The 22,668-nt window shown below is 54.0% G+C and carries 17 protein-coding genes; 13 read left to right on the top strand and 4 right to left on the bottom strand.

Annotation, left to right across the window (positions count from 1 at the left end; translation table 11 throughout):
* Genes pyrF through pyrE form a run of 4 tightly spaced genes read left to right on the top strand, consistent with a single transcriptional unit; the run spans position 1 to position 3,672 of the window.
* A complete protein-coding gene (pyrF, locus tag HMPREF9156_RS0102860; protein WP_007147295.1) occupies positions 1 to 1,029 on the top strand; it encodes an orotidine-5'-phosphate decarboxylase in 1,029 nt (342 codons plus the stop codon).
* On the top strand, positions 1,029 to 1,907 hold the full coding sequence (locus HMPREF9156_RS0102855) for a dihydroorotate dehydrogenase electron transfer subunit (protein ID WP_007147294.1): 879 nt from the start codon (positions 1,029 to 1,031) through the stop codon (positions 1,905 to 1,907). Before pyrF ends, HMPREF9156_RS0102855 begins: the two co-directional genes overlap by 1 nt.
* Positions 1,907 to 2,920: a dihydroorotate dehydrogenase gene (locus tag HMPREF9156_RS0102850; protein ID WP_007147293.1), complete on the top strand. Its 1,014-nt coding sequence runs from the start codon at positions 1,907 to 1,909 to the stop codon at positions 2,918 to 2,920. Before HMPREF9156_RS0102855 ends, HMPREF9156_RS0102850 begins: the two co-directional genes overlap by 1 nt.
* A complete protein-coding gene (gene pyrE, locus HMPREF9156_RS0102845; protein WP_007147292.1) occupies positions 2,908 to 3,672 on the top strand; it encodes an orotate phosphoribosyltransferase in 765 nt (254 codons plus the stop codon). The genes HMPREF9156_RS0102850 and pyrE overlap by 13 nt, the downstream gene beginning before the upstream one ends.
* A gap of 45 nt (positions 3,673 to 3,717) precedes the next feature.
* On the opposite strand, the gene HMPREF9156_RS0102840 is transcribed toward pyrE, so the two are convergent.
* Both HMPREF9156_RS0102840 and HMPREF9156_RS0102835 read right to left on the bottom strand, forming a co-directional pair.
* On the bottom strand, positions 3,718 to 4,638 hold the full coding sequence (locus HMPREF9156_RS0102840) for a LysR family transcriptional regulator (RefSeq protein WP_007147291.1): 921 nt from the start codon (positions 4,636 to 4,638) through the stop codon (positions 3,718 to 3,720).
* Positions 4,639 to 4,741: 103 nt separating this feature from the next.
* Positions 4,742 to 6,337: an ABC-F family ATP-binding cassette domain-containing protein gene (locus HMPREF9156_RS0102835; protein ID WP_007147290.1), complete on the bottom strand. Its 1,596-nt coding sequence runs from the start codon at positions 6,335 to 6,337 to the stop codon at positions 4,742 to 4,744.
* A 248-nt stretch (positions 6,338 to 6,585) separates the two neighbouring features.
* Between HMPREF9156_RS0102835 and uvrA the strand changes: the two genes are divergently transcribed.
* From uvrA to secG, 7 genes are all read left to right on the top strand, one after another.
* A complete protein-coding gene (gene uvrA / locus HMPREF9156_RS0102825) occupies positions 6,586 to 9,516 on the top strand; it encodes an excinuclease ABC subunit UvrA (RefSeq protein WP_007147288.1) in 2,931 nt (976 codons plus the stop codon).
* 18 nt (positions 9,517 to 9,534) lie between these two features.
* The gene (uvrC, locus tag HMPREF9156_RS0102820; protein ID WP_007147287.1) at positions 9,535 to 11,862 is read left to right on the top strand and encodes an excinuclease ABC subunit UvrC; all 2,328 of its coding nucleotides are present in this window, start codon (positions 9,535 to 9,537) and stop codon (positions 11,860 to 11,862) included.
* Between the two features lie 64 nt (positions 11,863 to 11,926).
* Entirely contained in the window at positions 11,927 to 12,871 is a 945-nt protein-coding gene (gene rapZ / locus HMPREF9156_RS0102815; protein ID WP_017147430.1) for an RNase adapter RapZ, read from the top strand.
* A 130-nt stretch (positions 12,872 to 13,001) separates the two neighbouring features.
* Complete coding sequence (gene whiA, locus HMPREF9156_RS0102810) at positions 13,002 to 13,955, top strand: DNA-binding protein WhiA (protein WP_007147285.1); 954 nt, start codon at positions 13,002 to 13,004, stop codon at positions 13,953 to 13,955.
* A 108-nt stretch (positions 13,956 to 14,063) separates the two neighbouring features.
* Positions 14,064 to 15,260: a phosphoglycerate kinase gene (locus tag HMPREF9156_RS0102805; RefSeq protein WP_007147284.1), complete on the top strand. Its 1,197-nt coding sequence runs from the start codon at positions 14,064 to 14,066 to the stop codon at positions 15,258 to 15,260.
* 132 nt (positions 15,261 to 15,392) lie between these two features.
* A complete protein-coding gene (gene tpiA / locus HMPREF9156_RS0102800) occupies positions 15,393 to 16,193 on the top strand; it encodes a triose-phosphate isomerase (RefSeq protein ID WP_017147429.1) in 801 nt (266 codons plus the stop codon).
* Positions 16,194 to 16,303: 110 nt separating this feature from the next.
* Positions 16,304 to 16,552 (top strand): preprotein translocase subunit SecG, encoded by a 249-nt coding sequence (gene secG, locus HMPREF9156_RS0102795; protein ID WP_007147282.1) that lies wholly within the window; start codon positions 16,304 to 16,306, stop codon positions 16,550 to 16,552.
* Between the two features lie 148 nt (positions 16,553 to 16,700).
* Here secG and tal read toward each other — a convergent pair whose 3' ends face one another.
* Together tal and tkt are read right to left on the bottom strand one after the other, a co-directional pair.
* Positions 16,701 to 17,810, bottom strand: a complete 1,110-nt coding sequence (gene tal, locus HMPREF9156_RS0102790; protein WP_007147281.1) for a transaldolase — start codon at positions 17,808 to 17,810, stop codon at positions 16,701 to 16,703.
* Between the two features lie 149 nt (positions 17,811 to 17,959).
* A complete protein-coding gene (tkt, locus tag HMPREF9156_RS0102785; protein WP_007147280.1) occupies positions 17,960 to 20,056 on the bottom strand; it encodes a transketolase in 2,097 nt (698 codons plus the stop codon).
* Positions 20,057 to 20,345: 289 nt separating this feature from the next.
* Here tkt and hrcA point away from each other — a divergent pair, with 289 nt between their 5' ends.
* The gene (gene hrcA, locus HMPREF9156_RS0102780; RefSeq protein ID WP_007147279.1) at positions 20,346 to 21,461 is read left to right on the top strand and encodes a heat-inducible transcriptional repressor HrcA; all 1,116 of its coding nucleotides are present in this window, start codon (positions 20,346 to 20,348) and stop codon (positions 21,459 to 21,461) included.
* A gap of 46 nt (positions 21,462 to 21,507) precedes the next feature.
* Positions 21,508 to 22,653 carry a molecular chaperone DnaJ gene (gene dnaJ / locus HMPREF9156_RS0102775; protein WP_007147278.1) on the top strand — a complete coding sequence of 382 codons (1,146 nt, stop codon included), beginning with the start codon at positions 21,508 to 21,510 and terminating at the stop codon, positions 22,651 to 22,653.
* Positions 22,654 to 22,668: the final 15 nt, after the last annotated feature.

Raw genomic sequence — 22,668 nt, 5'->3', positions numbered from 1 at the left:
ATGGACAGACTGGCTACAGCTATAGAAAAGATGCACAGCCCCTGCGTTGTAGGGCTGGATCCGCGGCCTGAAGTTATCCCGCGGCAGGTGCTTGAAGATGTATCTTCTGCAGAAAGCCTTGCAGAGGCATATGCGGATTTCAGCAGGGTTATTATTGATGCCGTCAGCGATATCGTTCCTGCGGTCAAACCCCAGATAGCCATGTACGAAGCCCTCGGGCCGGCGGGAATCAGTGCGTACTGCCGCACAACACGGTATGCGCAGGAGCGGGGCCTTTATGTGATAGGTGACATCAAGCGGGGGGATATTGGGAGCACCGCCCAGGCTTATGCGGCGCACCTGTCAGGTATCCCGGGAATATCAGGCCAGGGGGCTGACGTATGGCACGAAGATGCTGTAACCGTTAACCCGTACCTTGGCATTGACGGTATCAGGCCGTTTATTGAGGCAGCCGAAAGGAATGATAAAGATATATTCGTCCTGTGCAGAACATCCAACCCTTCCAGCGCCCAGCTGCAGGATTTGGATATAAAGGATGCAAAGGAGGCTGCCGGCACTGCGGATGCCCGCATCGTGCAGGGGCCGGCTACAGTCGGCATGTATGTAGCAGGGCTGATAGCACAGTGGGGTGAAGAGCACTGCGGGGCTTCCGGATATTCCCGCGTCGGGGCGGTAGTGGGGGCGACACATATACAGGATGCCGCCGGATTCCGCAGCCGGATGCCGCATACGATGTTCCTCGTCCCCGGATACGGTGTGCAGGGCGGTACTGCAGCTGACGCGGCGGCCCTGTTCAATGCTGACGGGACTGGTGCCGTTATCAACTCATCCCGAGGTATTATTGCCGCATGGAAAAAAGATCCGCAGTATTCGCCGTCCCTTACCAGGGGCCAGGCGCTGGACTGTGCCGCAGCCAGTGCGCACCGTGCCGCAGCAGCAATGCGGGCTGATATCATCGGATCGCTGAAGCCCGGCAGCATGGAGGCGCATACCGCGGTATCCCATAACCATCAGAAGAAAGGGTCATAATGGCGGCAACAGGTTTTACCAGTACCAGGACGGCTGCTGCTGAGCCTGAGGCCAGCGCCTGGCTTGAGCATATGCATGGGTTCCTCCCGTCGCGCAGAAGTGTGCCGGTAGTGCGTAAAGAGGAGCTGGCTGAGGGGGTTTTCAGCCTCAGTATCAGGGACGGATACGCCGCCCGCAACAGTGCTGCCGGGCAGTTTGTCAATGTATATACGCATGACGGGCAGAAACTGTTCCCCCGCCCGCTCGGGGTGTGCGGGACCGATGGCGATACGGTGAGTTTCATATTTGCTGTTGTTGGGGGCGGTACAGCGGAGATCAGCAGCCTTGAGGCGGGGGATTATGTTGATATCCTCGGCCCCCTCGGCAAGCCCTATTCCATTGAAGATAACAGGGAATATCTCCTTGTCGGGGGAGGGCTCGGCATACCGCCGCTTATCTATGCGGCGCAGAAAATCGCTGATATGCAGGGGGTCCGGACTACAGCCCTTTTCGGGTATAGGGATACCCGCTTTGCTGACAGCATTATCGGCATATACGCTGATACTGCATATTCCATCACCAATGCTGAAGGCAACGTCATAACGCTGCTTGACCGATGGGACCAGGGGAAAAGGCACTTTACCGGCAGCAGTGAAGGTGGTTCAGCTGAAATCTTATGCTGCGGGCCCGAAGCCATGATGCGGGCTGTGCACCGCTGGGCAGCTGCACATGGCATGCCGGCGCAGTTCAGCCTGGAAGAACGTATGGGATGCGGGTACGGCGCATGCTTTGCGTGCGTTGCCCCGACCGTTACAGGATACAGGAAAGTATGCCTTGACGGCCCGGTTTTCTCCGCAGAAGAGCTGGTATGGGGCCGGGGAAAGGAAGGGGACAGATAATGGTAATGGCGGATATAACCGGGCGCGGCATCCGTAAAAGTGCCTGCAGCGGCATCCAGGGGAGCAGCGATGCGTATTCAACGGCACAGTCCTGTATCCATCAGTGGAAACATGGCACGGTCGTTGCGGGGGTCCCATGGAAAAACCCGGTAGGTACAGCCTCCGGCACATTCAACCTTGATGCATGCGGACGGTTCTATGATGTTTCGCAGCTTGGCTCAGTAACGACTAAAGGTGTTTCGCCCGTACCGTGGCAGGGCAATCCGGTCCCCAGGACAGCGGAGGCTGCTGCAGGCAGCGTTAATGCTGTCGGTCTGCAGAACCCCGGAGTAGATGTATACCTCAGGGATGAGCTGCCTCGACTCAAGCACCTGGGAGCAACTGTTATCACTAATGTTGCCGGCCATAGTGACGATGACTACTGCCGGGTCGTTGAAAAGCTTGCTGACAGCCAGGCTGATATGCTTGAGATTAATGTCAGCTGCCCTAATGTATCTGCCGGGGGAATGGCTGTAGGGAGCGATCCTGCGGCACTTGAACGGCTGATGAAAAAGCTCCGTCCCTTGACAGGCAAACCGATGATCATCAAGCTCACCCCCAATATTACGGATATCACTGTTGTGGCCAGGGCAGCTGCCGATAACGGCGCTGATGCCCTGAGCATGATCAATACATTCGTAGGCATGAGGATCAACGTGGACACAGGGAAACCGATAATCGCCAATATCACAGGAGGCGTGTCCGGACCTGCTATCCATCCCATGGCCCTGGCATTTGTATATAAAGTCAGGCAGGCGCTCCCTACGATGCCGATCATAGGGATCGGCGGCATCTCGAATGCTGATGACGCCCTGGAATTCCTGTATGCAGGTGCGAATGCCGTTGAGGTCGGTTCAGCCGCGCTCCTTGACCCTGTAGCTCCTCTGCGTATAGCAGCTGACCTTGATAAAAAACTGGATGAGCGCCATGGGCTTTCAGACGCTCTGGCGAAAGGGGAAACATGGACAGTATAAGTCACTCACATAATTCCGGCAGTACAGCATCCTATGCCTGCGGCGGGCAGAGCAGACCCGACAGCGGCAGCCTGGGCAGGGAATTCACGCGCTTCCTTTTGGATTGCCGTGCCCTCAGTTTTGGCGAATTTACCTTGAAATCCGGCCGTGTCTCCCCGTATTTCATCAATGCAGGATCGTTCAACGATGGCGGGAAAATAGCAGAACTGGGAGGTTTTTATGCTGCCGCAGTCAGGAATGCTGTAAGCAGCGGCACCATCAGCTGCAGCTTTGATACTGTTTTTGGCCCTGCGTATAAAGGCATACCGCTGGCCGTATCTACGGCAATGGCATTATCGGGCGACGGTAATGCTGTTGGGTATACCTTTGACAGGAAAGAGGCTAAAGACCATGGTGACGGCGGCCTGTTTGTCGGCACGCAGCTCAAAGACGGCATGAAGGTCCTGCTGGTTGATGATGTGATGACCGCAGGGACGGCGATCCGGGAAGTTATCCCCAAACTTAAAGGTACTGCGGATGTACAGATAGCCGGCCTTGTCCTCAGCGTTGACCGCATGGAAAAGACAAGCGGCTCGGACATGTCTGCCGTGCAGTCAGTCAGCAGGGAGTTCGGTTTCCCGGTTATTGCAATCGCAACGATACGGCAGATACTTGATTCTGCCAGATCCCTTACCGGTCCGGATGGCACACCTGTACTGGACAGCAACCTTTATGGGCAGGCCCTGCAGTATCTGGATAAATACGGTGCCTGACGTATAGGCAGGCAGCCGGCGGTGCCTGCAGCTCAAAGCTAGATACTAGATAAGCGTATGCCCGTGGGAGGATACAACATCTTTCAGCTTGGACAGATAGTATTCGGCTGCCCGGGACAGGTTCGCCCTTTCATTCCCGATCCATCCCAAAAGCATGGTTTCAGGCGAATCCAGCGGTACAGCTATGATCTTTTCGCTGTCGAGGTCCTCATTATTAATACCGGTGCAGATGGTATATCCGTTCAGGCCGACGATAAAATTGAAAATCGTGGCCCGGTCGCTGACATTGATCTTTTTACGCGAATATTTGGGCCATATAGCCTCTTCGTAAAAGTAGAAGCTCCCCTCTTCGCCCTGGTCGTACTGGAGGAAGGGGTACGGTTCGAGGTCCTGCAAAGTTACCACCTCCTTTGAAGCCAGGGGGTTCTTCCGTGAAAGGTATACATGGAGGGAGGCGGTGAACAGGGGGTGGAATTCCAGGTGCTTTTCCCTTAAGAGCTTGCTGATGACATCACGGTTGAAATCTGACGTATACAGAATGCCGATCTCTGACTGCATATTGGCTACGGAATTGATGATATCCCGAGTGCGCATCTCACGGATGGCAAATTCGTATTCATCGGCCTGTGTTTCGCGGATCATTTCCACAAATGCTTCAATAGCAAACATATAATGCTGGGTTGCCACATGGCACAGCTGCCTGCGGGGTATCGTATGCTTGTACCGGCTTTCGAGGAGCGCTGTCTGGTCAAGGACCTGATGCGCGTACCTGATGAATTCCTGCCCGTCAACCGTCAGAGATATCCCCTGGGGCGAACGGGTAAAAATCTCGATATTCATCTCTTTCTCGAGCTCTTTTATTGCCGAACTCAATGCGGGCTGGGAGATATAGAGCTCTTTTGAAGCCTCATTCATTGACCCGCATTCGACGATTTTGACAACATATTTTAACTGCAGTAATGTCATAACAAATATTTATACCAATATCCGAATACAGAAGATCGATTTATATCGCATGCCGTCTCGCCATATGGGACGGCAGGGGGACGGCAGCACTTGCAGAATGCTGTTACTCCTCAGCTACAAGGTCAAGATACCCGTCATCCCATAAATCCTCATCGCCATCGGGCAGGAGGAGCACCCGTTCGGGGTCCAGGGCTTTGACCGCCCCCTCGTCATGGGTCACAAGGACGATAGCACCCTCATATTTGGCAATAGCTTTAAGTATCTCATCACGGCTTGCCGGGTCAAGGTTATTCGTCGGCTCATCCAGGAGCAGCACATTGGCTCCGCTCGTTACCAGCGTTGCGAGCGCCAGACGGGTCTTTTCCCCGCCCGACAGCACGGCGGCCGGTTTGAAGACGTCATCGCCAGAAAAGAGGAAACTGCCCAGGATAGACCGGACATGCGTGTCATCAAGGTCCGGAGCGACATGCTGGAGATTTTCCAGTACTGTGGCGCCTGTATCCAGGGTATCGTGTTCCTGCGCAAAATAGCCTATCTTTGCGCCATGCCCGTATTCGACTTCACCTGTATCGGGGGTATCCTCAGAGGCGAGTATACGCAGTGTCGTAGTTTTTCCTGCACCGTTATATCCAAGGATCACGACGCGGGAGCCTTTGTCGATAGCAAGGCTGATTCCTGCGAATACGATATTCGATCCGTACGCCTTGGAGATATCTTTAGCCATGATAGGCGTCCTCCCGCAGGGCTGAGGGGTAGGGAAGCGGATATCGGCAACTTTTTCCCGCTGTGATTCTCCCTGTGTTCCCTCCAGCAGCTTTTCCGCCCTGCGCATCATATTCTGTGCGGCAACGGCTTTTGTGGCTTTCGCGTGGAGGCGGATCCCCTGCTTCATCAGCCGGTCGGCTTTCTTCTGAGCGACCTCGCGTTCGCGTCTCCGCCTTTCCTCGTCAACAGCCCGCTGGTGGAGGTATGCCTGCCATCCCATCGAATACATATCGATATGTGCTGTTAAAGCATCAAGATGCCATATTTTATTGACGGTCTCGCCTAAAAGCTCGGTCGAATGGGAAATCACCAGAAGTCCCTTATCGTATGAAGCCAGGTACTTCTGAAGCCATTCAATGGAATCGGCATCAAGATGGTTCGTCGGTTCGTCCAGGATAAGCGTATCCGCATCGGAGAAAAGGATGCGGGCCAGTTCGATACGCCTGCGCTGCCCGCCGGACAGGTTGCCGAGCGGATTCTTGAGGATATCCTGCGGTATGCCCAGGCTTTCTGCCATAACTATTGCATCGGACTGTGCCGCGTATCCGCCTGCATTCTCAAAATCCTGCATTGCTGTGTCATATCTGCGCATAGCCTTTTCCATCAGCGCAGGATCGGTCATATCGTTTTCTGCTTTGCGCAGCCGTGAAATGATAGAAGAGATATTACGCGCGCTCATTATGCGGTCCAGTGCTGACTGTCCCTGGTCTGCCGCGTGGGTGTCCTGGGGGAGGTAGCCCAGTTTCCCCGTGGTGCGGACCGTCCCGGATGACGGCAGGGCTTCCCCCGTGATAACACGCGTCAGGGTGGTTTTGCCGGCGCCGTTACGTCCCACAAGGCCGATACGGTCACCTTTGGATACGGTAAAATCTGTAGGGGCCAGCAAAAGCCTTGCGCCTATGCGGATCTCCAGGCCATGCGCCTCAATCGTCATAACAGTCCTATCCCGTAACTTGTGTGACCGTACAGCTTTTCATTGTAAATGTCCGGTCAAACATACAGGGACGCCTGCAGCATAAAAATGCTTAAGGGGAGGATGCATGTCCAAGAACAGGCAGTATTATCTGAATTATCTGACGGGGGACGCGGTTTCCGGGTTGTCGGATATCGAACGGATGTTCGATTACCGTGCTATCATCTTCTTGTTGTATATGTGTAAAGCTGATATAGACGCGAGGTTTTATGGCTGCTGCTGAGCATACTTCCCGTAGCCTGCGGGTTGCGGACAATGCAATCGTCCAGACTCTTGATGATCTTCCCAGTGATCAGAAAATCGTGATCCAGGGTGCCCGCGAGCATAACCTGAAGAATGTTGACCTGGCAATACCGCGCAACCGCATGGTCGTATTTACAGGGCTGTCAGGCTCCGGCAAGTCTTCCCTCGCTTTCGATACCCTTTTCGCTGAAGGGCAGCGGCGTTATGTAGAATCGCTGTCCGCCTATGCGCGCCAGTTCCTGGGGCAGATGGACAAGCCTGATGTCGATTTTATTGAAGGCCTGAGCCCGGCAGTATCGATCGACCAGAAGACGACCAACAGGAATCCGCGTTCAACCGTCGGGACGATCACGGAAATATATGATTACCTGAGGCTCCTGTACGCGCGTGTGGGCATACCCCACTGCCCTGTATGCGGGGAGGAAGTGACAGCCCAGACCCCCCAGCAGATCGTCGATACGCTGATGAAGCTTCCTGAACGGACCCGTTTCCAGATACTTTCCCCAGTGGCACGCGGAAGGAAAGGCGAATTCGTTGAAGTCATGGAGACCCTGCGTTCAGACGGCTATGCCCGTGCGATCATCGACGGGCAGCTCCATGAGCTGTCTGAGGATATCAGCCTTGCACGGCAGAAAAAGCATACTATTGAAGTCGTAGTGGACCGTCTGGTGGTCAAAGAGGGGATACGCCAGCGGCTGACCGACTCCGTGGAGACCGCCCTGCGCCTGGGCAGCGGGATCATTGTTATTGATTATGTCGATAAAGATGAAAAGGACCCTTCCCGCAGGCAGCCTTTTTCTGAAAAGCGCAGCTGCCCTAACGGCCATGAACTTGAGCTTGACGAGATCGAGCCCAGGACTTTTTCCTTCAATGCGCCATACGGCGCGTGCCCTGAGTGTACAGGCATCGGCTACAAGCTTGAAATAGACCCTGAACTTGTTATCCCTGATACGGAGAAATCGCTAGGGGAGGGTGCTGTTGAGCCATGGAGCATGTCAAAGACGCAGTCGCAGTATTACGGGCATCTGCTGGACGGCCTGGCTGATGAGCTTGGTTTTTCTATGGATACACCGTGGAAGGACCTTCCTGATACGGTGCGTGAAGCTGTGCTTTACGGGCATAATTTCAAGGTAAAAGTCTCCTACCGCAACAGATGGGGCCGCACCCGCGAATACTCGACTGGCTTTGAAGGCGTAGTCCGGGCGCTGATGCGCCGGCATGATGAGACTGACTCCGCAATGATGAAGCAGTATTATGAATCGTATATGCGTGAAGTCCCCTGTGCAGTATGCCATGGCAGGAGGCTCAAACCCGAAGTGCTGGCTGTGACTGTCAGGGGGCAGTCGATCATTGACCTGTGCGACATGCCTGTATCGCAGTGCGCCATGTGGATGGAGCACCTCCGCCTTGAAGGTGCTGCCGCGCGTATTGCTGCAGAAGTATTGAAAGAGATCCGTGCACGGCTTGCTTTTCTCAATGATGTGGGGCTTAATTACCTGACTATGTCGCGTGCGGCCGCCACCCTCTCAGGGGGCGAAGCCCAGCGCATACGCCTGGCTACGCAGATAGGCTCAGGCCTGGTGGGGGTCATGTATGTCCTGGATGAGCCGTCTATCGGGCTCCATCAGCGCGATAATGAGCGGCTGATCCATACCTTGCATAATCTGCGTGATCTGGGCAATACCCTGATAGTCGTCGAGCATGACCAGGAAACCATAGAAACAGCTGACTGGCTTGTCGATATTGGCCCCGGAGCCGGCGAACACGGCGGGGAAGTAGTATATTCAGGCGAAGCTGCAGGGCTGCACAGGGCCGAGCGCTCCATTACCGGCGACTACATCAGCGGACGGAGGTCTATTGCGGTTCCGGGGAAACGGCGCCATACATACAAAACAAAAAAGCTGCGGGTAGTAGGGGCGCGCCAGAATAACCTGCAGGATATCACCGTAGACTTCCCCCTTGGCGTTATGACAGCAGTCACAGGCGTATCAGGATCCGGGAAATCCACACTGGTCAATCAGATACTGTACCCGGTGCTGGCTGATAAGCTTAACGGTGCGCGCATCGTCCCCGGCAGGCATACCAGAGTGGAAGGGCTTGAACAGGTGAGGAAAGTCATCCACGTGGACCAGAACCCTATTGGCCGCACACCGCGTTCGAATCCGGCCACATATACCGGTGTATGGGATAAGATACGCCAGCTTTTTGCCAAGACACCTGAGGCCCAGGTGCGCGGATATGGCCCCGGCAGATTCTCTTTCAATGTCAAAGGCGGGCGATGCGAAGCATGCCATGGCGACGGCACCCTGAAAATCGAAATGAATTTCCTTCCCGATGTCTATGTGGATTGTGAAGTATGCCATGGCAAACGGTACAACAGGGAAACGCTGGAAGTCACCTATAACGGGAAGACTGTGGCGGATATCCTTGATATGCCCATTGAACAGGCCGCTGATTTCTTCAAAGCGTATCCGGGGATCGCAAGGTATCTTGATACCCTGGTCGATGTAGGACTTGGCTATATCCGTCTCGGACAGCCTGCCCCGACACTGTCCGGAGGGGAAAGCCAGCGTGTGAAGCTTGCTACAGAACTGCAGAAGCGGTCTGACGGACGTACTGTATATATCCTGGATGAGCCGACTACAGGACTCCATTTCGATGATGTCAATAAGCTGCTGTCTGTTCTGCAGGGGCTTGTCGATAAAGGCAATACCGTTATCGTTATTGAGCATAACCTGGATGTCATCAAAAGCGCAGACTGGATCATTGATCTGGGACCGGAAGGAGGGGACGGCGGCGGTACTGTTGTTGCGCAGGGTACCCCCGAGCACGTTGCTGAGGATGAAAACAGCTGGACAGGGAAGTACCTTAAAGATATGCTGAGTACAAAGCATTAAGGACAGGCACCAGGGCACATGAGCGACTTTAGAAAGACTGGCGGTACTTCCCCGGGGACTAACTCCAACGGCGCCCCTCTCCTGGGGGACAGCCGTGACCTTTTCCGCCCCAAGGCTTCTGATATCCCTGCGCAGCCGGGAGTTTACAAGTGGAGGGATGCTGATGGCAGGGTCATCTATGTGGGGAAAGCAAAAAACCTGCGCAGCCGGCTGAGCAATTATTTCCAGCCTCTGGAGAACCTCCATCCGCGGACGCAGTCAATGGTCCTCACAGCGCGGAGCCTTGAATGGACGGTTGTAGGGACTGAACTGGAATCCCTGACACTCGAATATACGTGGATCAAGGAGTTCGACCCGCGGTTCAATGTTGTTTTCAGAGATGATAAAACGTATCCGTATCTGGCTATCTCTGTTAACGAAGAGATACCGCGCATCTGGGTAACCCGTAACAGGAACCGCAGGGGCACCAGGTATTTCGGCCCTTACGCAAAAGTATGGAATATGAGGAAGACCCTGGATTCCCTGCTGCATGCTTACCCTGTCCGTACCTGCACGCCGTCCGTGTTCCATAAAGCCCAGGTAACAGGCAGGCCGTGTCTGCTGGCCTATATAGGCAAATGCTCCGCGCCGTGCGTAGGGTGGATATCGCCGCAGGACCACAGGCAGCTGTGTGAACAGGTGATAGGGATACTTACCGGGAAATTGGGCAAAGCTTATGCCAGGCAGCTTACCGGGAAAATGCAGTCAGCGAGCGCTGAACTTGATTTTGAAGCTGCTGCCAAGCTGAGGGACCAGATCACCGCTCTGTCTTCCGTACTGGAGCAGAATTCAGTAGTCCTGGACGACAGTGTGGACGCAGATATTTTCGGGCTGGCTTCTGATGAGCTGGAAGCCAGCGTCCACTGCTTTTTCGTCAGGGCGGGGACGATACGGGGCGAGCGGAGCTGGAGCGTTGAACGGGTCGAAGATGTTGACGACAGCCAGTTAGTCTCTGACCTTATACCGCAGGTATATTCTGATCTGGCAGAGGAGAGCCGCAGGCAGGAAGGCGTTTCTATTGCGGTTTCCCGCAGCAGGGATGCCCTCGCCCCAAGCCAGCAGGTTACAGCGAAGGATGCTGTTTCCCGTGCACAGGTGACCAGGAAGAGGCGCAGCAGGCAGGAAGAGACTGGGCGTGATGACCTCCTTTCCCCGATATCGCCGGTACCGCGTGAAGTGGTCGTCCCCGTGCTCCCCTCACGCAAAGACGAGCTTGAAGCATGGCTGTCGGGTATACGGGGATCAGCGGTAAGCGTACGTGTTGCATCGCGGGGTGAGAAACGCGCCCTTATGGAACGCGCGAATACGAACGCGCAGCAGACCCTTATGAGGGTCAAATCAAGCCGTATGACTGATATGGGGATGCGGACCCAGGCCCTTAATGAGATTGCTGAAGCACTTGGGCTTAAAGAGGCGCCCCTGCGGATCGAATGCTACGATATATCCAATGCTTCCGGAGGGGGGTGCCAGGTCGCTTCCATGGTCGTTTTTGAAGACGGGATCGCCCGCAAGAAAGAATACAGGCATTTCGCTATCCGCGGCAAGGACGGGCAGGGCGCCGCTGATGATACCAGTGCGATTTATGAGACCCTTACCCGCCGTTTCAGACACGGCAATATTGCAGGTGACAGCGGGCAGAGCATAGAAGAGATGAAGCGCATCGAAAGTGCCCGCAGAACGCAGGAGCCGCAGGGGAATGGGAATATTCCCGATATCCCTGCCGATACCGGTCAGCAGGCCGGGCGCGCGGACGCCGGGCAGAAGAGCCTTCCTGCAAAGGGTACTGAGGCTCAGGCTGCAGGGGATATCCAGGATCCGGCTGATGCAGTCCAGCAGGATACTGACAGGCGCCATTTCGCGTATACACCCAACCTTATTGTCGTTGATGGGGGAAAGCCGCAGGCCAATGCGGCGGCCCGCGCCCTGGAAGATCTTAATGTTTCTGATGTTGCTGTCTGCGGCCTCGCTAAAAAGCTTGAAGAGATATGGCTTCCCGATGACAGGTATCCGGTCATTATGAAACGTCAGAGTGAAGGGATGTACCTTATGCAGAGGGTGAGGGATGAATCCCACCGCTTTGCTATCGCATACCATCGCAAAAAGCGCAGCAAGGGCCTGCTCACTTCGATCCTTGACAATGCGGATGGTATTGGGGAAACTTTCCAGAAGAAGCTGCTGGCGCATTTCGGCTCCGTTAAGGCGATACGCGCTGCAAGTATTGAACAGATCCGGGAAGTCAGGGGGCTCGGCGCAAAGAAGGCCGAGGCGGTCTATTCTGCTGTGCATGCTTCGCAGGAAAAGGCATAGGTGAGGAAAGGGGTTTGTAGAGGGGGAGACGTTATGCTGAGTACTACCGGTTTTCACGCGGGAGATGGATGATATGACAGAAAAACAGAGGCCTGGCCCGAAAGATATTTTTGAGGTCCTCCTTATTACAGGGATGTCCGGTGCCGGGCGTACTCACGCTGCTGACAGCGTTGAAGATATTGGCTGGTATGTAGTAGATAATATGCCGCCAAAATTCCTCATACCGATGGTTGATATGATGACGAGCTCAGAGTCGGGTTTCCATAAGCTTGCTGCTGTTATTGATGTGCGGTCGCGTGATTATTTTGATGACCTGGCTGAAGTCATCAGCCATTTGGATGATTTGGGCGTTAAAACGCGGATACTGTTCCTGGATGCTTCTGATGATGAGCTTATCAAACGGTATGAAAGCGTGCGCAGGCCCCACCCGCTGCAGAACGGCGGACGGCTCATAGACGGCATCCGGGAGGAACGCGACCTTCTCTCAGCGCTTAAAGAACGTTCTGATATCGTTATAGATACTACAGGGCTGAGCATCCACCAGCTGTCTACGCATATTTATGAGAATCTTGTAGGCAAAGGTGCGTCTACTGTCAATGTCCACATTTTCAGTTTCGGGTTTAAGCACGGGGTCCCTACTGATGCCGATTTTATTGCTGACGTGCGGTTCCTCCCCAATCCTTTCTGGGTTCCGGAACTGCGGAACCTCAACGGCAATGATACCCCGGTAAGCGAATACGTCCTGCACAGTGAAGGCGCGCAGGAATTCCTGGATAATTATGTTTCTGCCCTGCTTATTGCCATTGAAGGGTACTCCCGTGAGGATAAGCACTTTGTAACTATTGGGGTGGGCTGCACCGGAGGGCAGCACAGGTCTGTAGCCATGAGTGAAGAAATAGCACGGCGTTTGAGGAAACACAGCCTGAATGTAACAGTATCAGCCCGTGAACTTGACCGGAAGGATCAGGACGCAGGGACCACTGCAGGCGGCCAGAAAAGGTCCTCATAAATTTGTTCAGGTGGTAACGCTACAATAGCAGAGTTTGTTTTAACCGATAGTACCGTGAAGATGGCGTGTCCTAGGGCGTGTTGAGCGTGTCGCGCTGCACAGGGAAACAGGAAATGACCAAGGAGGGCTCGTGGCATTAGTCGACGAGGTCAAAGATGAGTTAGCTGCCATTACTGATGGGGCAGCAAGCATTAAAAAGGCTCAGGCTTCCGCCATGATCCGTTTTGGGGGAGGGCTTCGTACCTTTCAGAAGCATATAGTCGTTATTACCCAGTTCTCGAATCTTCAGGCCGCTCGCTGGCTGCAGAATACGGTTAAGACTGTTTATGGGCATGAAACAGAGCTCGTCCAGACGACCCGTGACCTTCCCCGCGGAACGGTGAACTGGTATTCAGTACGGGTCTTCCACGATGGAGGGGCTCTGGCCCTCCAGTCAGGTATGCTTGACCGCCGCCGGCGCCCTGTAAGAGGGCTTCCTGAAGAGGTCGTCCAGGGCAACATAGCACAGGTCAAAGCTGCGTGGAGGGGCGCTTTCCTTTCCCGGGGCGTACTTTCCGAGCCGGGCAGGCCGCCGTACCTTGAAATAGTCTGCCCGGGCATTGAAGCTGCGGAGGCGCTCATATATATGGCACGCCGACTGGGTATTTCTGTTTCAAAACGCAAAGTTATGAGTTCTTTGCGCGTTACCCTGCGTGATTCCGATGTTATTGAACGCATGCTTATCCTTATGGGAGCAGCAGGCACTGCCCGCGAATGGAGCGGCAAGCGCAGCGAAAGCGAGATACGCGGCAAGGCCAACAGGCTTGCCAATTTTGATGATGCCAATATGCGCCGCAGTGCTAAAGCGGCTGTCGAAGCAAGCGAAAAGGTTATCCACGCTTTTGAAGTACTCGGCAATGATATCCCTGAAAACCTGCGTGCTGCGGGGCAGCTCCGCCTTGACCACCGTGAAGCAAGCCTTGAAGAGCTGGGACGCCTCGCTGACCCGCCTATCACCAAAGATGCTATTGCCGGGCGTATCCGCAGACTGCTGCAGCTGTCGGCGAAAGTCGAGAAACAGCGGGCATCAGCTGATCAGGACTGATGCTGTGAATAGGCACTCCCTGAGTTAGAATAAGTAGGTCACTAAAGCGAAAAGAGGTATCAGTAAAGCGTATCTCTTTTTTCATATGTCATCATAAGAAAGGATATTATGAAGACACTTAAGGATCTTGGAGATCTTAAAGGCAAGCGGGTCCTTGTCCGCGCTGATTTCAACGTTCCGCTTGACGGTACTACGATCACTGATGATGGCCGTATCCGTGCAGCGCTCCCGACTATCAATGAACTGCGCAGCGATGGCGCAAAGGTCATTATTATGGCGCATCTTGGGCGTCCCAAGGGGCAGGCAGTCCCCGGGCTCTCTCTGGCGCCTGTGGCTGCACGGCTCAGCGAGCTTCTTGGCGTACCGGTAACACTCGCCCATGATACATATGGCGAGGATGCCCGCGCAAAAGTTGATTCCATGGAAGACGGTGATGTAGTCCTCCTTGAAAACGTGCGTTTCAACCCTGAAGAAACAAGCAAAGATGCAGATGAGCGCGCAGCTTATGCACGGAAGATCGCGCAGCTTGGGGATGTTTTTGTTTCCGATGGTTTTGGTGTCGTCCACAGGGCACAGGGCTCTGATTATGACGTAGCAGCCGATCTTCCATCAGCAGCGGGCCTTCTTGTAGAAAAGGAAGTAGCTGCCCTGTCCAAAGCTACAGATAATCCTGAAAGGCCGTTTACTGTAGTCCTTGGCGGTTCTAAAGTCTCCGACAAGCTCGGTGTCATCTCCAATCTCCTCGATAAGGCTGACCGTCTTATCATCGGCGGAGGAATGGTTTTCACCTTCCTCAAGGCCCTTGGCTATGAGACAGGTACATCTTTGCTTGAGGAAGATATGGTCCCCCAGGCAAAAGAATATCTTGATACAGCACAGAAGAACGGTGTCGAGATCGTGCTTCCTGTGGATATCCTTGCTGCAGATACCTTCGCAGCGGACTCACCGTATGAGGCTGTCAGCGCTGATGCCATCCCTGCCGATAAGATGGGGCTGGATATCGGCCCGCAGTCGCAGAAGCTTTTCCATGATAAGATCGTGGACTCTAAGACGGTAGTCTGGAACGGGCCTATGGGCGTGTTTGAATTCCCCGAATTCGCCAAAGGGACAGCAGCTGTTGCCCAGGGCCTTATAGATGCTACGCGCAACGGGGCTTTCACCATTGTTGGCGGCGGTGATTCAGCTGCTGCAGTACGCCGACTGGGATTTGATGAAAATGGTTTCTCCCATATCTCGACAGGCGGCGGCGCCTCCCTGGAGTTCCTTGAAGGGAAAACGCTCCCTGGTTTAAGCGTCCTGGATTAATACGGTACCGGGCAGGACGGATCCGTCCTGCCCGGATGAAAAGAAAGGCCTGTCTGCCGGGCACTGATAGTACAGACGGCAGACAGGCCTGTACCGGGACAGCAGCTGTTGCAGTTTTGATTTGTAGATGGGATGTATATGCGTACACCAGTAGTCGCAGGCAACTGGAAGATGAATTTTGACCATATAGAGGCAACATACTTCGTTCAGAAGTTGGCGTGGCTTCTGCGGGATGCGCATTTCGATTATTCCTCCTGCACAGTTGTCATCACGCCCCCTTTTACTTCCATACGCAGTGTCCAGGTACTTGTTGAAGCAGACCATCTGAAGATCCGGTACGGCGCGCAGACTGTCTCTGTAACATCCCAGGGGGCTTTTACAGGTGACGTGTCAGCAGATATGCTCGCGCAGCTCGGCTGCAAATATGTTATTGTAGGGCATTCTGAACGGCGCAAATACCATCCCGATGATGATGCCAACCTTGTTGACCAGATACGTGCCGTGCTGGCGGCAGGGATGCAGCCTATCCTGTGCGTCGGGGAGGGGCTTACTGAGCGCCGGCGGGGCATTGAGCTGAATTATGCCGTCGGACAGGTCGATGATGTCACCCGTGACCTGGGCAAGGAAGAAGCTGAACAGATGCTTATTGCATATGAGCCTGTATGGGCGATAGGGACTGGCCTGGTAGCTACTCCGCAGACCGCTCAGGATGCTGCTCATGCTATCAGGGACCATTTCGGGCATGTGTATGGTAAAGCAACCGCTGATACTATCCCAATCCTGTATGGAGGGTCGGTAACATCCCAGAATGCGATGGACCTTATGGACCAGGCGCATGATGTTGACGGGTTCCTTGTTGGCGGCGCCTCCCTGGATCCCGAAGAATTTTCTATGATTGTACGTCTGACCCAGAAGGCTGTGCATAAGCGCTGACGGCAATACCCGCGGCTGCTGTGGAGGGCGCATCACAGGCGCTATAAGGCACTGTATGTATTCCTGTGTGTGGTGTATATTACTTAAGGAACATATCGAAAGGATTATGAATGCATACTCTTAAAATCGCTCTTGAAGTCATTGTCGTACTTCTTAGCCTGCTGCTCACTATGCTTATCCTTATGCATAAGGGCAAGGGCGGCGGCCTGTCTGATATGTTTGGCGGCGGTATCACTCAGAATGCCGGTACTTCAGGTGTCGCCGAGAAAAACCTGAACCGTATTACGGTAACTGTTGCACTTGTTTGGGTAGCTTTAATCATTGCCCTCGATTTTATGGCCAAATACCATGTCGGCTGATTTAGCCGTAAAATTTTGATTTCTGCAGCCGGAGCAGTCCGGCTGTTTTTATATGCAGTAAAACAAAATTCCCCCGCCCTGGGAGGGGCGGGGGAATTTACTATACAGTGATTACTGCATGGTTATTTGGTAACAACCCGGTACAAGGCTAACCGTTGACGCGGTCGATCCCTGCCTGGACATCAGCGAGTACAGAATCCCATGAATTGATAAACTGCGCAACACCATCAGCCTCAAGCTTATCGGTAACATCCTTGATATTGATGCCGAGAGCTGCAAGCCGGTCCATAATGCTGTGGCTTTCTTCATAAGTGCCTGCGATAGTCGGTGCCCCGTCTCCCTGCTCAGCAAGGGCATTAAGGGTTTTCTCAGGCATAGTGTTTACTACATCCGGAGCAACGAGCTCATCCACATACTTGCATGGTGAATATGCAGGGTTCTTTGTCCCCGTTGATGCCCACAGCGGACGCTGGCGCCTTGCGCCCTTGGCCTCAAGCGCTGCCCAGCGCGGGTCTTCAGAGAACTTCTTTTCGAAGAGTTCATAAGCGAGGCGTGCATTAGCAACAGCAGCCTTACCTTCAAGGGCTTTAGCCTCAGCAGAGCCGTTCTCCTCAAGGAGCTTGTCTACTGCCGTATCAACGCGGGAAACAAAGAAGGAAGCAACAGAGCCTATGTGCCTGAGATCATGCCCATTGGCATCTGCCTGGGAAATACCATCAATGAATGCGTCAATGACCTGTTCGTAACGTTCCAGAGAAAAGATCAGGGTCACGTTCACTGAGATGCCTTTTGCAAGCGTAGCGGTAATCGCAGGCAGGCCTTCAAGGGTAGCAGGGATCTTGATCATGGCATTGGGGCGGTCAACCTTTTTCCACAGCTGCTCAGCCTGTTCCTCAGTCTTCCGGGTTTCATGGGCGAGACGCGGGTCAACTTCAATAGAAACACGACCATCCACATAATCTGTGGATTCGGCGATCTCGCGGAAAATATCTGTAGCATTGCGTACATCAGTTGTAGTAAGTTCACGTACCGCATCTTCTACATCCACCTTGCCAAGCTCCTTAAGCTGCCCGTCATAAGGGCCCACTTCATGAAGCGCTTTAGCAAAAATAGAGGGGTTCGTTGTTACGCCGACTACATTCTTGGTAGCAATAAGATCCTGGAGGCTTCCGGATTCAATACGTGAACGGCTCAAATCGTCGAGCCAGATTGAGACCCCGGAATCGCTGGTCTTCTGGGTATGTGCATTTTCTGCCATTAATAACTCCTTTATGGTGATTGGGCAGTTGGGCGGCTTCCCCAGAGGGAAACCGCCCCGCAATTGTGCAAGGCAGTATACACTGTACAGCCGCCTTGCCGTTTGCTGTTATATTAAATTTTAGTAGCAGGAGAAGAGTTTTTTAGAAGTTACCGGCGTGCTTCGTCGATAGAAGCTTTTGCCGCATCAACGACGTGCTCAGGTGTGATCCCCAGAGCCTTCATATTCTCCTGTCCGTCGCCCTGCAGGCCGAACTGTTCGATGGAGACGGCTTTGCCGCAGGAACCAAGATACCTGTACCACGGCATCGCGAGCCCTGCTTCGACTGATACGCGGGCAGCAACATCGGATGGGAGGACGGACTCCTTATAATCCTCGTCCTGCTGCTCGAACCACTCCATTGACGGGAAGGATACGACACGGGCATTGATCCCTTCGCCTTTCAGGGTGTCAGCTGCTGCAACTGCATGCTGTACTTCAGAGCCTGTGGCCATGATAATGACATCAGGGGTACCTTCAGTATCCACCAGCGCATAAGCACCGTGACGCACACCTTCCTTAGCCTTATCCCTGGTCTGCGTCAGGGTAGGCACACCCTGGCGTGTGAGGACCAGGGCAGTTGGATGGGTGTTGCCCTTTTCAAAGGTGTAACGGTAGGCCTCAGCGGTCTCGTACTGGTCTGCAGGCCGGACGACTTCCAGCTGCGGGATGGCCCGCATGGCGGTAAGATGCTCGATAGGCTGATGGGTCGGCCCGTCCTCGCCCAGTGCAACGGAATCATGTGTCCAGATATAAATATTAGGGACATCCATAAGCGCAGCCAGACGGACGGCCGGACGCTCATAATCTGCGAACTGGAAGAAAGTCCCGTTGAATGGGCGGGTATCGGAATCCAGGAGGATACCGTTGGTGATTGCGCCCATGGCGAATTCGCGCACGCCGAAGTGGAGGATCCTGCCGCCTTCTGACACGTTAGGCCAGGTCGCAGTAGCGAACTCCGATGGGGCGAAGGAATCTGCGCCTTTGATAACTGTATTGTTGGATCCGCCAAGGTCAGCAGAACCGCCCCACAGTTCAGGCATAACAGATGCAAGGGCATTGATCACTGCGCCGGATGCCTTGCGGGTCGCCACGGAAGAACCCGCTTCAAAAGTGGCCTCAAGGTCATCGATAACCCTGTTGAATTCCTCGGGGAGCCTGCCTGCATGGATACGGTCATGGAGAGCAGCTTTATCGGGGTTAGCCTTGGCCCACTCTTCAAACTTTTCATCCCATTCCTTATGTGCCTCAAGCCCGCGGTCAGCAACTTTGCGCGCATGCGCAAGGGCTTCTTCATCGACTTCGAAGGATTTCCCGGGATCGAAACCAAGCACCTCTTTCAGGCCGGCAACGGCTTCAGGACCCAGCTTGGAACCGTGGGCAGACTCGTTATTAGTCTTGCCCGGGGTTGGCCATGCCATCAGGGTGTCAACTTTGATGAACTTAGGACGGTCAGTGACTTTCTCAGCCCTTTCAAGGACCTCTGCGAATCCTGCCGTATCTTCCTTATAGGAACCGTCAGGCTGGACGAAGCTGAACTCGTCGGTGTACCAGCCGTAAGCCCTGTAGCGTTCAAGGATATCTTCAGCGAAGGAGATCTTGCTGTCGCCCTCGATCTGGATGTGGTTGGCATCAAAGATAACTGTCAGGTTGCCCAGCTTCTGGTTCCCTGCCAGGGAGCTGGCTTCTGAAGAAACGCCCTCTTCAACATCGCCTTCGCCGCAGATGACCCATACTTTATGGTCGAACGGGGAAGTGCCTTCAGGTGCCTCAGGGTCAAGAAGGCTGCGCTGGAAACGCTGCCCGTATGCAAAACCGACAGCAGTCGCAACACCCTGCCCGAGCGGGCCTGTCGTTACTTCGATCCCTGGTGTCAGGCCGTATTCGGGATGGCCTGGGGTAATGCTGTCCATTGTGCGGAAATGCTTAAGGTCATCAAGCGTCAGGCCATATCCGGAGAAATACAGCTGGACATACTGCGTCAATGATGCATGCCCGCCGGAGAGGATGAAACGGTCGCGGCCTTCCCACTGTGGATCATTCGGATCATGCTTAATAAACTTCTGATATAACGTATAGGCTATAGGTGCAAGGGAAATAGGGGACCCTGGGTGGCCATGCCCGGCATTCTCAACTGCATCTGCAGAAAGGACTTTAGCAAGCTTTACTGCCCGTTCGTCCAATTCAGTCCATTCAAAATCGACCATAGCTGATCAACTTTCCTTCCAATTAGCGGTGGCATGCCCCATATATGATTGCACGCCTGTGACACTTCCATACTATAAATAATGACAGACGTTTAAGCCCTCTGTGTTGTGCGCGGCATATCGGTACTGCAAGATGGGTTTTATGGGCGCAATAACCGTCTGCAGGCAGATCCCGGGGGTTTCCTCCCTCTACGCGGCCGATATTTCGTTAAGAGCTTGAACGCATGCTGCTGATTAGCACTCCTGTGCAAAGAGTGCTAAAAATGATGGTAACAAATAAGGAGCCCCAATGACACAGACCAGACGTATGAAAATATTGCAGGCAGTGGTGGAGGATTATATCCGCACCCAGGAACCTGTGAGCTCGTCGGGCGTGGCATCACGGCACCGTATTGATGTAAGCCCGGCAACAGTCCGCAACGATATGGCTGTACTTGAAGAGGAAGGGTACCTTACCCAGCCGCATACTTCTGCAGGCCGCATCCCCTCAGAAAAGGGGTACCGTTATTTTGTAGACCAGCTGTCGTCTGTCGTCCCTCTGTCGCAGCCGCAGCGCAGGGCTATCGAAGAATTCCTGAAAGGGTCCGTGAATGTTGATGATGTGCTGCACCGCTCTGCACAGCTTTTAGCCAGGATAACCGGCCAGGTTGCTGTAGTCGCAGCCCCTGCCATCACCAGGTCGGCCCTGAGGCACTGTGAGCTCCTTCCTGTCAGTCATAATGCAGTCCTGGTCGTTATTATCACCGATACAGGAAGGATTGAGCAGCGTACCCTTTCCAGCCCTCTTGCAGATAAGCCGGACTTCCTTAGAAGGCTTATGGCACAGATCAATGATGTATGCGGGAACAGTTCTATACAGAAAGCAGGCCGCAGGATCCGGTCTATGGATATGGAACTTTTTATGGGAAGCCTGTTCCCTGCAGAAAGCCCGGATGCTTCACAGCACGCTGCTAGAGGATGCATAGAAGGCATTGCAGATATTTTCGATGATGTGTCATCATCAGATGCGGCACATTCCCTGTACACTACGGGGGCTTCAAAACTTGCGCATGAGAGGAATTCACAGGTCGAGAATATTGCTGCCCTCCTTGATGCGCTTGAAGAACAGATCGTTGTTATGCATCTTATGGATAACCTTGCATCCGCGGCACGGGCAAACAGGATGGATGGGGTCGGCATAGCTATCGGTTCCGAGACCCATATGCCGGGGCTCCTCCATACGGCAGTCGTCACATCAGGCTATGGGGTACGGCATGATACTGACAGTGCAGGCCCGTCTGACAACGATTCTATTGCGTTTGTCGGGTCTATCGGCCCTACCCATATGGATTACCGTATAACGATATCTGCTGTCAGGGCTGTGGCGCAGTATCTTACCCGGTTCATGGGGAACGATCAAAAATAGAGGCGTTGTGGCACAATGTAGCAGTTATATTTTTCAGGAGTAAATTGTGGCTGATTATTATGAGGTCTTAGGCATTGACCGCACGGCATCACAGGATGAGATCAAAAAAGCTTACCGGAAACTGAGTCGTAAGTACCATCCTGATATTGCAGGTGCAGAATTTGAAGAGAAATTCAAAGAGGTCAATACGGCGTACGAGGTACTGTCTGACGACGATAAAAGACGCATGTATGACCAGGGCGTTGACCCGCTCAACCCTGATTCCGCATATGGCGCATCCTCTGCGGGTTTTGATGATGTTTCCGATATCCTTAATACGGTTTTCGGAGGGGCTTTTGGAGGTGCGCGTTCCCGGGGGCCCGTGCCAAGGAGCCAGCCGGGGCGGGATTCCCTTGCGAGCGTATCAATTGATCTGAAGACAGCGGTGTTCGGCGGTGTACAGAATATCACTGTTCCGACATATGCTGTATGCCCTGACTGTTCAGGATCCGGCTCAGCCGGCGGCTCAGAACCGGTGACCTGCCCCGAATGCCACGGAAGCGGTACTGTCCAGTCCGTCAGGCATACCCTTCTCGGACAGATGGTAACTTCCCAGCCCTGTGCCCGCTGTGAAGGGCATGGTACTGTTATCGAGGATCCCTGCGGGCGCTGCCATGGTCATGGGCGTGTCCGTACAAACCGTACGGTCGGTGTCAATATCCCTGCTGGTATTGAAAATGATACCCGCCTGCGGCTCAACGGCCAGGGCGAAGTCGGCGAGGGCGGAGGCCCGGCGGGAAGCCTTTATGTTGACGTATCGATCGCAAAGGATAAGCAGTTTACACGCCAGGGCAATGATCTGCACTGCTGGATCACAGTCCCTATGACGTGGGCGCTGCTCGGCCATACTGCGGTGGTATCGACCTTTGACGGTGACCAGGAAGTGGAGATACCCGCCGGGTCGCAGCCAGGGTCTTCTGTTTCCCTTGACGGCCTCGGTGTAATGGATATCCGGGATAATTCCAGGCGCGGGAAAGTGGTTGTCCATATCCTCATCTCTATCCCTGAAAAGGTGAATGACCAGGAGCGAGGCCTTATTGAGGAGTTCGCGCAGAAGCGTAAGGATGATGATTTTGTGCCTGAACAGAGTTCACGCCCTCTTGAACAGAACCAGAGCGGCTTTTTTGACCGTCTGAAGCATGCGTTCTCGTAAACCCCGCGAACCCGG

Source organism: Scardovia wiggsiae F0424, assembly GCF_000269605.1.
GTDB lineage: Bacteria > Actinomycetota > Actinomycetes > Actinomycetales > Bifidobacteriaceae > Scardovia > Scardovia wiggsiae.
Note: the sequence above shows the minus strand (reverse complement) of the source record. Positions and strands in the feature narration are given on the sequence as shown.

What these genes read in the sequence shown, in the direction of transcription:
- HMPREF9156_RS0102835 (WP_007147290.1), bottom strand. Translation starts at nt 6,337, where the DNA reads ATGACGATTGAGGCGCATGGCCTGGAGATCCGCATAGGCGCAAGGCTT.
- HMPREF9156_RS0102850 (WP_007147293.1), top strand. Translation starts at nt 1,907, where the DNA reads ATGGTAATGGCGGATATAACCGGGCGCGGCATCCGTAAAAGTGCCTGC.
- hrcA (WP_007147279.1), top strand. Translation starts at nt 20,346, where the DNA reads ATGACACAGACCAGACGTATGAAAATATTGCAGGCAGTGGTGGAGGAT.
- pyrE (WP_007147292.1), top strand. Translation starts at nt 2,908, where the DNA reads ATGGACAGTATAAGTCACTCACATAATTCCGGCAGTACAGCATCCTAT.
- rapZ (WP_017147430.1), top strand. Translation starts at nt 11,927, where the DNA reads ATGGATGATATGACAGAAAAACAGAGGCCTGGCCCGAAAGATATTTTT.
- secG (WP_007147282.1), top strand. Translation starts at nt 16,304, where the DNA reads ATGCATACTCTTAAAATCGCTCTTGAAGTCATTGTCGTACTTCTTAGC.
- HMPREF9156_RS0102840 (WP_007147291.1), bottom strand. Translation starts at nt 4,638, where the DNA reads ATGACATTACTGCAGTTAAAATATGTTGTCAAAATCGTCGAATGCGGG.
- tkt (WP_007147280.1), bottom strand. Translation starts at nt 20,056, where the DNA reads ATGGTCGATTTTGAATGGACTGAATTGGACGAACGGGCAGTAAAGCTT.
- uvrC (WP_007147287.1), top strand. Translation starts at nt 9,535, where the DNA reads ATGAGCGACTTTAGAAAGACTGGCGGTACTTCCCCGGGGACTAACTCC.
- pyrF (WP_007147295.1), top strand. Translation starts at nt 1, where the DNA reads ATGGACAGACTGGCTACAGCTATAGAAAAGATGCACAGCCCCTGCGTT.
- HMPREF9156_RS0102855 (WP_007147294.1), top strand. Translation starts at nt 1,029, where the DNA reads ATGGCGGCAACAGGTTTTACCAGTACCAGGACGGCTGCTGCTGAGCCT.
- HMPREF9156_RS0102805 (WP_007147284.1), top strand. Translation starts at nt 14,064, where the DNA reads ATGAAGACACTTAAGGATCTTGGAGATCTTAAAGGCAAGCGGGTCCTT.
- tpiA (WP_017147429.1), top strand. Translation starts at nt 15,393, where the DNA reads ATGTATATGCGTACACCAGTAGTCGCAGGCAACTGGAAGATGAATTTT.
- tal (WP_007147281.1), bottom strand. Translation starts at nt 17,810, where the DNA reads ATGGCAGAAAATGCACATACCCAGAAGACCAGCGATTCCGGGGTCTCA.
- uvrA (WP_007147288.1), top strand. Translation starts at nt 6,586, where the DNA reads ATGGCTGCTGCTGAGCATACTTCCCGTAGCCTGCGGGTTGCGGACAAT.